General features: G+C 72.3%; 10 protein-coding genes. 9 read left to right on the plus strand and 1 reads right to left on the minus strand.

The window, feature by feature from the left end; genetic code table 11:
• The first annotated feature begins 10 nt into the window (after window positions 1-10).
• The 4 genes from kdpC to ssb all read left to right on the plus strand — a co-directional run bounded on the left by kdpC (window position 11) and on the right by ssb (window position 4,653).
• On the plus strand, window positions 11-595 hold the full coding sequence (gene kdpC / locus AC3WRN_RS03825) for a potassium-transporting ATPase subunit KdpC (protein WP_492621959.1): 585 nt from the start codon (window positions 11-13) through the stop codon (window positions 593-595).
• A 39-nt stretch (window positions 596-634) separates the two neighbouring features.
• Window positions 635-3,298, plus strand: a complete 2,664-nt coding sequence (locus AC3WRN_RS03830; protein ID WP_492621960.1) for an ATP-binding protein — start codon at window positions 635-637, stop codon at window positions 3,296-3,298.
• Window positions 3,295-3,984: a response regulator gene (locus tag AC3WRN_RS03835; protein ID WP_492621961.1), complete on the plus strand. Its 690-nt coding sequence runs from the start codon at window positions 3,295-3,297 to the stop codon at window positions 3,982-3,984. The genes AC3WRN_RS03830 and AC3WRN_RS03835 overlap by 4 nt, the downstream gene beginning before the upstream one ends.
• A 168-nt stretch (window positions 3,985-4,152) precedes the next feature.
• On the plus strand, window positions 4,153-4,653 hold the full coding sequence (ssb, locus tag AC3WRN_RS03840) for a single-stranded DNA-binding protein (RefSeq protein WP_068096561.1): 501 nt from the start codon (window positions 4,153-4,155) through the stop codon (window positions 4,651-4,653).
• Window positions 4,654-4,737: 84 nt separating this feature from the next.
• Here the strand turns inward: ssb and AC3WRN_RS03845 are convergent, their stop codons facing one another.
• Window positions 4,738-5,448, minus strand: a complete 711-nt coding sequence (locus tag AC3WRN_RS03845) for a PAS domain-containing protein (RefSeq protein WP_492621962.1) — start codon at window positions 5,446-5,448, stop codon at window positions 4,738-4,740.
• A 160-nt stretch (window positions 5,449-5,608) separates the two neighbouring features.
• Here AC3WRN_RS03845 and AC3WRN_RS03850 point away from each other — a divergent pair, with 160 nt between their 5' ends.
• From AC3WRN_RS03850 to AC3WRN_RS03870, 5 genes are read left to right on the plus strand one after another with little or no spacing between them, the layout of a single operon-like run.
• A complete protein-coding gene (locus AC3WRN_RS03850; RefSeq protein WP_068096548.1) occupies window positions 5,609-6,550 on the plus strand; it encodes a proline racemase family protein in 942 nt (313 codons plus the stop codon).
• Window positions 6,547-7,659, plus strand: a complete 1,113-nt coding sequence (locus AC3WRN_RS03855) for an NAD(P)/FAD-dependent oxidoreductase (protein ID WP_492621963.1) — start codon at window positions 6,547-6,549, stop codon at window positions 7,657-7,659. The genes AC3WRN_RS03850 and AC3WRN_RS03855 overlap by 4 nt, the downstream gene beginning before the upstream one ends.
• Complete coding sequence (locus AC3WRN_RS03860; RefSeq protein ID WP_492621964.1) at window positions 7,656-7,901, plus strand: (2Fe-2S)-binding protein; 246 nt, start codon at window positions 7,656-7,658, stop codon at window positions 7,899-7,901. Before AC3WRN_RS03855 ends, AC3WRN_RS03860 begins: the two co-directional genes overlap by 4 nt.
• A complete protein-coding gene (locus AC3WRN_RS03865) occupies window positions 7,894-9,204 on the plus strand; it encodes an FAD-dependent oxidoreductase (RefSeq protein WP_492621965.1) in 1,311 nt (436 codons plus the stop codon). The genes AC3WRN_RS03860 and AC3WRN_RS03865 overlap by 8 nt, the downstream gene beginning before the upstream one ends.
• Complete coding sequence (locus AC3WRN_RS03870; protein ID WP_068096540.1) at window positions 9,201-10,106, plus strand: dihydrodipicolinate synthase family protein; 906 nt, start codon at window positions 9,201-9,203, stop codon at window positions 10,104-10,106. The genes AC3WRN_RS03865 and AC3WRN_RS03870 overlap by 4 nt, the downstream gene beginning before the upstream one ends.
• The last annotated feature ends 55 nt before the right edge of the window (window positions 10,107-10,161 follow it).

Here is a 10,161-nt window from a genome sequence, read left to right on the forward strand (position 1 = left end):
GGCGATGGTCATGACCAAGCTCTTGCGCAATGCGGTGATGCTGCTGTTGCTGATGACGGTGATCACCGGCGTGCTCTATCCACTGGCCGCCACCGGGCTGGCCCAGTTGATCTTTCCGCAGCAGGCCGACGGCAGCCTGATCGTGAAGGACGGCAAGCCGGTCGGCTCCGTGCTGATCGGCCAGTCGTTCACCGACCCGAAGTACTTCTGGGGCCGGCCGTCGGCGACCACGCCGCAGGCGGACAACGGCATCAATTCCGGCGGCTCCAACCTGGGCCCGACCAACCCGGCGCTGACCGATGCGGTGAAGCAGCGCGTCGCCGCGCTGCACGCAGCCGACCCGGGCAATACCGCGCCGGTGCCGGTGGACCTGGTCACCGCCTCGGCCAGCGGCCTCGATCCGGAGATCAGCCCGGCGGCGGCACGGTACCAGCTGGCGCGGGTGGCGAAGGCGCGTGGACTCGGCATCGCACAGGTGCAGGCGCTGGTGCGCGAACATACCTGCGGCCGCCAGTTCGGCGTGCTGGGCGAGCCGAGGGTGAACGTGCTGCAGCTCAACCTGGCGCTGGATGCGGCGCAGGCGCACGGCGGCTGATCGCGCTACCGTAGCGCCATTCCCCGGACCGACCCTGGCATGAGCGAACCCTCCCGCGAAGCACGCGCCGATGCCCTGCTCGGCACGGTGCACGACGACAGCCGGCGGCTGAAGGTGTTCCTCGGTGCCGCGGCGGGGGTCGGCAAGACCTACGCGATGCTGTCGGCCGCGCGCGAGCTGAAGCGGCAGGGCGTGGACGTGGTGGTCGGCCTGGTCGAGACGCACGGCCGCGCCGAGACGGCGGCGCTGCTGGAGGGGCTCGAGGTGCTGCCGCGCCGGAAGGTGAACTACCAGGGCCGCGACTTCACGGAATTCGACCTGGATGCCGCGCTGGAACGGCGTCCGGCCGTGCTGCTGGTGGACGAACTGGCCCACAGCAACCTGCCCGGCGGGCGGCACGAGCGGCGCTGGCAGGACATCGCCGAGCTGCTCGACGCCGGCATCGAGGTGTACACCGCGCTCAACGTGCAGCACCTGGAAAGCCTCGCCGACCAGGTGCGGCGGATCACCGGGATCAACGTGCGCGAGCGGGTGCCGGATGCGTTCCTCGACCGCGCCCGCGACATCGTGCTGGTCGACCTGCCGCCGCGCGAACTGATCACGCGGCTGAAGCAAGGCAAGGTCTACGTGCCGGAGGCCGCAGCGGCGGCGCTGGATGCGTTCTTCTCGCCGACCAACCTGGGTGCGTTGCGCGAGCTGGCGATGGACACCATGGCCGGCCACGTCGACAGCGATCTGCGCGAGTCGATGCTGGCGCGCGGCGGCACGATGCCGGTGCGCCGCCGCGTGCTGGCGGCGATCGACGGCCATGCGCAGAGCGAATACCTGGTGCGGGTGGCGCGGCGCATTGCCGAACGCCGTGGCGCGCCGTGGAGCGTGGCCTTCGTCGACACCGGCGCGCGGCTGGAGCCGGCCCGGCGCGAGCGGCTGGAGGCGGCGCTGCGACTGGCACGCCGGCTCGGCGGCGACACCGTGGTGCTGCGCGGCGCGACCATCGCCGACGAACTGCTGGCGCATGCCGACCGCGAGGGCGTGGGCCAGGTCCTGCTGGGGCGTACCCGCGAACGCCTGCTGGCGCGCATGGTCGGCCGCTCGCTGACCCAGCAGCTGTTGCGCCGAGGCGCACACCTGGAGTTGACCATCATCGCCACGCCGAGCGAGCGGGCGGCATCACGGCGACGGCTGCGCTTTCCCGGCGGGCGGGGTTCGCGCGGCGAATACGTCTACGCCACGCTCGCCACGCTGGCCGCGTTAAGCCTGTCGTTTGTCGCCGACCGCTATCTGTCGGTAGCCAACCTGTCGCTGATCTTCCTCACCGCGGTACTGGCGGTGGCGGTGCGCACGCGCATGACGGTAGCCGTCTATACCGCCATTCTGTGTTTCCTCGGCGACAACTTCTTCTTCGCGCCGCCACGCTACACGCTGGCGATCGCGAATTTCGACGACGTGCTGGCAGTCAGCCTGTTCCTGATCGTGGCGCTGGTGTGCAGCCACCTGGCGACGCGGCTGGCCAGCCAGGTGGAATCGTTGCGCGCCACCCAGGTGCAGTCGCGCGCCCTGCTGGCGCTGGGCCAGCGGCTGGCCGCCAGCACCGATGCCGAGGGTATCCGCAAGGCGGGCGCTACAGCCTTGGCGCAGGCCTTGCGCGGCGAAGCAGCGATCCTTGCCCGCGACGCCGGCGGCCAGTTGCAGGTGGCCGCCTTCGCCCCGCGCGAAGTGGCCCTGTCGGCACAGGATCTGGCCGCCGCCGACTGGTGCGAGCGGCACGCGGCACAGGCCGGCCGCCATACCGACACGCTCAATGCCGCGCCGTACTGGATGCTCCCGTTCGGCAGCGAAGAGAACCGGCTCGGCGTGGCCGCACTGCGGCTTGCCGCGGACAACGGTGCGCCCGACCAGGACCAGCGTAGCCTGGCGCTGGCGATGGTGCAGGACATCGGCCAGGCGTTGGAACGCGCGCGCCTGGCTGACGAACTGGAGGGGGCCCGCGTCCAGGGCGAGACCGAGCGCCTGCGCAATGCGCTGCTGTCCTCCGTGTCGCACGACCTGCGCTCGCCGCTGGCCTCGATGATCGGCGCGGCAGGTACGCTGGCCAGCTACGGCGAAAAGCTGCCGACCGGTGAGCGCCGTGAGCTGCTGGAGGCGATCCTCAGCGAGGGCCAGCGGCTGGACCGTTATATCCAGAACCTGCTCGACATGACCCGGCTTGGCCACGGCACGCTCAAGCTCAACCGCGATTGGACCGATGTCGCCGAAATCGTGGTCGCGGCAGTCTGTCGCCTGCGCAAGCTGTTCCCGTCGTTGCGGGTGGACGCGCTGCTGCCGACCGACACGGTGCTGCTGTTCGTTCACCCGGCGCTGATCGAGCAGGCGTTGTTCAACATCCTGGAGAACGCCGCACGCTTCTCGCCGCCTGATGAGGCGGTGCAGGTGATGGTGCGCGGCGAGGGCGACCGGCTGCTGATCGACATCAGCGACCGCGGTCCCGGCATCCCGGAGGCGGAGCGGGCGCTGATCTTCGACATGTTCTATTCGGTCTCGCGCGGCGACCGCGCCAGCCAGGGCACCGGCCTCGGCCTGGCGATCTGCCGCGGCATGATCGGCGCCCACGGCGGCAACGTGGAGGCGTTGCCGCGCGACGGCGGCGGCACCACGGTCCGTATTACCCTGCCGCTGCCCTCACCCCCCGGTCGCGTGCCATGAACTCCGCTCCCCGCGTACTGGTGATCGACGACGAGCCGCAGATCCGCCGCTTCCTCGATATCGGCCTGCGCGCCGAGGGTTACGAGGTGCTGCTGGCTGCCACCGGCGCCGAGGGCCTGGCGCTGGCAGCCACGCAATCGCCGGACCTGGTCATCCTCGACCTCGGCCTGCCCGACATGGAGGGCCACGCGGTGCTGGCGGAGCTGCGCCAGTGGAGCCAGCTGCCGGTGCTGATGCTGTCGGTGCGCGACGCCGAGAGCGAGAAGGTGCATGCGCTGGACCGGGGCGCCAACGATTACATGACCAAGCCGTTCGGCATCCAGGAGCTGATGGCGCGGCTGCGCGCGCTGCTGCGCAACCGGCCGGGCGAGCCGGAACGGCCGCCGCGTTACGACGACGGCCGGCTGGTGGTCGACCTGGCCCGGCGCGAGGTGAGCCTGGACGGTGCGCCGCTGGCGCTCACCCGCAAGGAATACGCGGTGCTGGCGCTGCTGCTGCACCATGCCGGCAGGGTGGTCACCCAGCAGCAGCTGTTGCGCGAGGTGTGGGGGCCGACCCATGTCGGCGACAGCCAGTACCTGCGCATCGTCATCGGCAAGCTGCGGCAGAAGCTGGGCGACGACCCGGCCAGCCCGCGTTGGCTGAAGACCGAGCCGGGCGTGGGCCACCGCTTCCTCGTGAACTGAGCGTCCCCGGCGTTCGGCGCCGACCGCCGGCAGCGGACGGCGCCGACCCGCCGTTCAGGTTTTTCGCGTCTGGACTCGGCCCGCCCCGCGGTTATGATAGCCAGCCTGATTCACCACTCCGGCCGTGACCACTCCCGAATGCACGGCCGGCTCAACGAGGACATTCCCATGGCACGTGGCGTCAACAAAGTCATCCTGGTCGGCAACCTCGGCAACGACCCCGAAGTGCGTTACACCACCAGCGGCACCGCGATCGCCACGCTGAGCCTGGCCACCTCGGAGAGCTGGACCGACAAGCAGAGCGGCGAGAAGCAGGAACGCACCGAGTGGCACCGCGTGAAGATGTTCGGCAAGCTGGCGGAGATCGCCGGCGAGTACCTGAAGAAGGGCCGGCAGGTGTACATCGAAGGCTCGCTGCGCACCGACAAGTACACCGACAAGAGCGGCGTCGAGAAGTACTCCACCGACATCATCGCCAGCGACATGCAGATGCTCGGCGGCGGCGGTGAGGGCGGCGCGGGCGGCGGCGGCTTCCAGCGCGAGCGTCCGCAGGGCGGCGGCCAGCGCCAGGGTGGCGGCTCCGCCGGCCAGCCGCGCGGCGGCGACGAGCCGCGCCGCGCCCCGCCGCCGGCCGACAACGGCTTCGCAGACGACGACATTCCGTTCTAGCGGACACAGGTTGTCGCCCCCGAGGGCCTGCTTCCGCAGGCCCTCGTCGTTTCCGGCATCCGGTGGTGGTGCTCCTCCGGCCAGCTAGAGCTTTCCCCTGAGCGCGCGGTACTCGCGCGGGGTGATCCCGACGGTGGCCTTGAACTGCCGGGCGAAGGCGCTCTGGTCGGAGAAGCCGCATTGCACGCCGATGCTGGCGATGCTGTCGTCGTCATCGTGCAGCAGGCGCATGGCGGCGTCGATGCGGATCTTGGTGAGCTGCTGCTGCGGGGTGAACTGGAACACGCGGCGGAAGTGCCGCTCGAGCTGGGCCAGCGACAGCCCGGCGAAGGCGGCCATGTCCTGCACGCGGATGTTCTCGTCGTAGTGGGACTGCATGTATTCGACGACCTTGTTCAGCCGCTTGATCGCCGAATGCTTGCCGTCCGGCTGGCCGAGGTCGCGCGACACGCCGACCACGCCGACGACCTCGCCCGCCTCGACCAGCGGGCGCTTGAAGGTGAGGCACCAGCCGGGCAGCCGGTTCGGGTAGAGATGCACTTCGAGCTGGTTGTCGATCAGCTCGCCGCCGAGTACGCGGCTGTCCTGGGCCATGTAATTGCCGCCCAGCGGCAGCGGGAATACGTCCGCCGGCGAGCGGCCGATCACCTCGGCGCGCCGCTGGCGGCCCAGCCGACGCACCAGCGTGAGGTTGCAGTGGGTGTAGCGGCCCTCGCGGTCCTTGATGAAGAACACCACGTCCGGCAGCGCATCGAACAGCTTCTGCATCTCGAGGGCGGGCAGGCTGGGTTGCATCGTCGCGGCGGCGTGGGTTGCGTAGGGGCGGTGACTGCCGATGGCCCGATGCTAGCGCAATCGCAGGCGGCGCAAGCAATCGCGGATTGTGCCGAATTCCGCATGCGCACTCGGCATTCTCCGCTAGTCGCCGCGGCGACCCGGGTGTGAGCATGGACGCATGCATACCCTCGATGTGATCGACTCGCACACCGCCGGCGAACCGACCCGCGTGGTCGTCGCGGGCTTCCCCGATCTCGGCGGCGACAGCCTGGCCCGCTGCCGGGAGCGCTTCGCGGCCGAGTTCGACCACTGGCGCAGCGCCATCGCGTGCGAGCCGCGCGGCTCGGACGCCATGGTCGGTGCGGTGCTGCTGCCAGCGCGCGACCCGCGCGCCTGCAGCGGGGTCGTCTTCTTCAACAACGTCGGCTACCTGGGCATGTGCGGCCACGGCACGATCGGTGTGGTGCGCACGCTGCAGCATCTCGGCCGGATCGGGCCGGGACGGCACTACATCGAGACGCCGGTCGGCACGGTGGGCGTGGATCTCGACGATGACGGCCGGGTCCACATCGACAACGTCGAGAGCTACCGCCATGCGAAGGACGTGGCGGTGCAGGTGCCCGGGCATGGCGAAGTGCGCGGCGACGTCGCCTGGGGCGGCAACTGGTTCTTCATCACCGGGCAAGCGCCGTGCCCGCTCGACCTGGCCCACCAGCGCGAGCTGACCGCCTATACCGAGGCGATCCGGCAGGCGCTGGAAGCGGCCGGCATCACCGGCGCGGAAGGCGGCGAGATCGACCACGTCGAGGTGAACGGTTCGGCGCCCGACGGCAGTGGCCAGGCGCGCAACTTCGTGCTGTGCCCGGGCCTGGCCTACGACCGCTCGCCGTGCGGCACCGGCACCAGCGCCAAGCTGGCCTGCCTGGCCGCCGACGGCAAACTGGCCGAAGGCGAGAGCTGGCTGCAGCAGGGCATCCTCGGCAGCGTTTTCGAAGGCAGCTACCGGCGCGGCGCGCGCGGTGTGGCGCCGCGCATCGCCGGCACGGCCCACGTCATCGCGCGCGCGCAGCTGCTGATCGATCCGGCCGATCCGTTTGCCTGGGGCATCCGCGCCGAATGAAAGCTTTCGACCTCATCGTCGTCGGCGCCGGCATCGTCGGCGCGGCCTGCGCCGCGGCGGTGGCGCACGAGGGCCTGACGGTGGCCGTGGTGGAGCCGGGTCCGGTGGGTGGCGGCAGCACCGCGGCGGCGATGGGACACCTGGTGGCGATGGACGACGACCCGGCCGAGCTGGCGCTGTCGGCGTACTCGCTGCGGCTCTGGGAACGCTACGCGATGCTGCCGGAGATCGAATTCAGCCGCTGCGGCACGCTGTGGGTGGCGCGCGACGAGCGCGAGCTGGCCGCGGTGCCGGCCAAGATCGCGCGACTGACCGGCGCCGGGCTGCGTGCCGAGCGGGTCGCCGCGCGGCAGCTGTACGAACTGGAACCGCAACTGGCGCCCGGCCTGGCCGGCGGCATGCGGGTGCCGGACGAGGCGGTGGTGTATCCGCCGCGGATGGCGCGCCACCTGCTCGACCAGGCGGGCGCCGCCGGCGCGCAGGCCTGGCTGGGCCGGCGCGTGGTCGAGCTGCTGGAGCACGGCGTGCGCCTGGACGACGGCACGCGGCTGGCAGGCCCGGTGCTGGTCGCCACCGGCGTGGCCTTGCCGCAACTGCTGCCGGAGTTGCCGTTGTACCCGCGCAAGGGCCAGCTGGCGATCACCGACCGCTACCCCGGCCTGATCCGCCACCAGCTGCTGGAGCTGGGTTATGCCGATTCCGCGCACGGCGACGCCGAGCGCAGCGTGGCGTTCAACGTGCAGCCGCGCCCGACCGGGCAGATCCTGGTCGGCTCCTCGCGCGAGTCCGGCGTGGCCGACCGTGAGGTGTCGCTGCCGCTGCTCTGGCAGATGCTGCAGCGTACCTTCGCCTTCCTGCCAATCCTGCGCGGGCTGCAGGGCATCCGCATCTGGACCGGGTTGCGTCCGGCCACGCCGGACGGCCGACCGTACCTGGGCCCGCTGCCGGGGCGGCGCGACGTGTGGGTCGCCGCCGGCCACGAGGGCCTGGGCGTCACCACCGCGCTGGGCAGCGCGCGGCTGATCGTGGACGGCCTGCTCGGGCGCGTGCCGGCGATCGACCCGGCGCCCTACCTGCCGGCGCGCATGCTGGGCGGGGCGGCGGCATGAGCGGCACGCTGCGCCTGGAAGTGAACGGGCAGCCGGTGGACGTGCCGGACGGCGCCAGCGCGGCGGCCGCGGTGGCCGTGCTCGGCGTGCCGTTCCGCCGCTCGTGCGGCGGCCAGCCGCGCGCGCCGCTGTGCGGCATGGGCGTGTGCTTCGAATGCCGGGTGCGCATCGACGGCGTGGCGCAGCTGCGCGCGTGCATGACGCCGGCGCGCGCGGGCATGCAGGTGTCGACCGATGACTGAGCCGGTTCGCCGCTACGACGTGCTGGTGGTCGGCGCCGGCCCGGCCGGACTCGCCGCGGCGCGCGCCGCGGCCTCGCACGGCGCGCGCGTGGGCCTGGTCGACGCGCAGCCGCGGGCGGGTGGGCAGGTGTGGCGGCACGACGTCAGGCGGGGCATCCCGGCGATGGCGCGGCGCGCGTTCGCGGCGCTCGCCGCCCCCGGCGTCGACTGGTTGCCCGGCACCCAGGCGCTGCTGGCGCAGCCTGGCTGGCTGCTGGCCGACGGCCCGCGGGGCGCGCTGCAATTGCATTACCGCGCGCTGGTACTGGCCACCGGCGCGCGCGAACTGCTGCTGCCGTTTCCCGGCTGGACCCTGCCGGGCGTGACCGGCGCCGGCGGCGCGCAGGCGCTGGCCAAGCAGGGCTGGCCGCTGCGCGGCAAGCGCGTGGTGGTGGCCGGCAGCGGGCCGTTGCTGCTCGCCGCGGCGGCGACGCTGCGCGCGCACGGTGCGCAGTTGCTCGGCATCCACGAACAGGCGCCGCTGCATGCCTTGCGCGATTTCGCGCTGCAGCTGCCGCGCTGGCCGGGCAAGGCGCTGCAGGCGCTGGCGTTGCGCGTGCGACTGGCTGGCGTGGCCTACCGCGCCGGCAGCGTGGTGGTCGCGGCGCATGGCGACGACGTGCTGCGCGAAGTCGAGATCGACGGCCCGCGCGGGCGCGCACGCCTCGCCTGCGACCAGCTCGCGGTCGGCTACGGGCTGGTGCCCGACACCGGGCTGGCCGAGCTGCTGGGCTGCCGCCTCGAAGCGGCCGGCCGGCACCGACGCGTGGCGGCCGACGCGCTGCTGCGCACGAGCGTGGACGGCGTGTTTGCCGCCGGCGAGGCGCTCGGCATCGGCGGCCGCGACTGCGCGCGGGTCGAGGGCGCGATGGCCGGCCACATGGCGGCCGGCGCCGAAGCGCCCGCGCGGGCGCTGTCGGCACGCCGCCGGCACGCGCGCGCGTTCGCCGGCCTGCTGCACGAAACCTTTGCGCTGGACCCGCGCATCCACGCGCTGGCCCGGCCGGGCACTCTGGTCTGTCGCTGCGAGGACGTGCGGCTCGGCGCGCTGCAAGGCACGCCGGATGCGCGCGACGCCAAGCTCGCCTCGCGCTGCGGCATGGGCGCCTGCCAGGGCCGCATCTGCGGCACCGCGCTGGCCGAGCTGGGCGTGTGCCGCCCCGAGGCTTCCTCCGACGGCGGCCGCCGGCCGCCGCTGTTTCCGGTCCGCCTCGCGGCGCTGGCCGAATCCTTCACCCACGACCCGCAAGAGAAACGACCATGAGCCATGCCACTTTCTGGAAGGGCGTCCTGCCCGCGATCACCACGCCGTTCAAGGCCGACGGCAGCGTCGACCACGAGTTCCTTGCCAGGCACGCCAAGCAGCTGGTCGATGCCGGCTGCACGGCGATCGTGCCGCTGGGCTCGCTCGGCGAGGCCGCCACGCTGGGTTTCGACGAGAAGCTGGCGATCATCGAGACGCTGGTGCAGGCGGTCGGCCAGCGCGTGCCGGTGGTGCCGGGCATCGCCTCGCTGTCCACCGCCGAGGCGGTGAAGCTGGCGCGGGCTGCCAAGGCGGCGGGGGCCGGCGGCCTGATGGTGCTGCCGGTCTACGTCTACAGTTCCGACTGGCACGAGGCCGCCGCCCATGCCCGCGCGGTGCTCGGCGCCACCGACCTGCCGTGCATGCTCTACAACAACCCGGTGGCCTACCGCACCGACATCCTGCCGGCGCAGATCGCGCAGATGGCGGGTGAATTCCCGAACCTGCAGGCGGTCAAGGAGTCCTCCGGCGAGATCCGCCGCTTCGCCGCGATCAAGGAACTGCTGGGCGACCGCCTGGTGCTGCTGGTCGGCATGGACGACGCCATCGTCGAGGGCCTGGCCATGGGCGCCGAGGGTTGGGTCGCCGGCCTGGTCAACGCCTACCCGGCCGAGTCGGTGAAGCTGTTCGAGCTGGCCCGCGACGGCGGCTACCGGGCCGCGGCCGGGCTGTACCACTGGTTCCTGCCGCTGCTGCGGCTGGACACCGTGCCGAAGTTCGTGCAGCTGATCAAGCTGGTGCAGGCCAAGGTCGGCATGGGCAGCGAGGCCGTGCGCGCGCCGCGCCTGGTGGTCGAGGGCGCCGAGCGCGAGGCGGCGCTGAAGGTGATCGACCGCGCCATCGCCACCCGGCTGGCGCCGTGAGTCGAGGGACCCCCCCCAAGCGCGGGAGAGGTGGCAAGTCCCCCCAGTCCCGAGG

The organism is Rhodanobacter sp. FW101-FHT13A11 (genome assembly GCF_058790335.1).

What these genes read in the sequence shown, in the direction of transcription:
- AC3WRN_RS03850 (WP_068096548.1), top strand. Translation starts at nt 5,609, where the DNA reads ATGCATACCCTCGATGTGATCGACTCGCACACCGCCGGCGAACCGACC.
- AC3WRN_RS03830 (WP_492621960.1), top strand. Translation starts at nt 635, where the DNA reads ATGAGCGAACCCTCCCGCGAAGCACGCGCCGATGCCCTGCTCGGCACG.
- AC3WRN_RS03845 (WP_492621962.1), bottom strand. Translation starts at nt 5,448, where the DNA reads ATGCAACCCAGCCTGCCCGCCCTCGAGATGCAGAAGCTGTTCGATGCG.
- kdpC (WP_492621959.1), top strand. Translation starts at nt 11, where the DNA reads ATGACCAAGCTCTTGCGCAATGCGGTGATGCTGCTGTTGCTGATGACG.
- AC3WRN_RS03835 (WP_492621961.1), top strand. Translation starts at nt 3,295, where the DNA reads ATGAACTCCGCTCCCCGCGTACTGGTGATCGACGACGAGCCGCAGATC.
- ssb (WP_068096561.1), top strand. Translation starts at nt 4,153, where the DNA reads ATGGCACGTGGCGTCAACAAAGTCATCCTGGTCGGCAACCTCGGCAAC.
- AC3WRN_RS03865 (WP_492621965.1), top strand. Translation starts at nt 7,894, where the DNA reads ATGACTGAGCCGGTTCGCCGCTACGACGTGCTGGTGGTCGGCGCCGGC.
- AC3WRN_RS03860 (WP_492621964.1), top strand. Translation starts at nt 7,656, where the DNA reads ATGAGCGGCACGCTGCGCCTGGAAGTGAACGGGCAGCCGGTGGACGTG.
- AC3WRN_RS03855 (WP_492621963.1), top strand. Translation starts at nt 6,547, where the DNA reads ATGAAAGCTTTCGACCTCATCGTCGTCGGCGCCGGCATCGTCGGCGCG.
- AC3WRN_RS03870 (WP_068096540.1), top strand. Translation starts at nt 9,201, where the DNA reads ATGAGCCATGCCACTTTCTGGAAGGGCGTCCTGCCCGCGATCACCACG.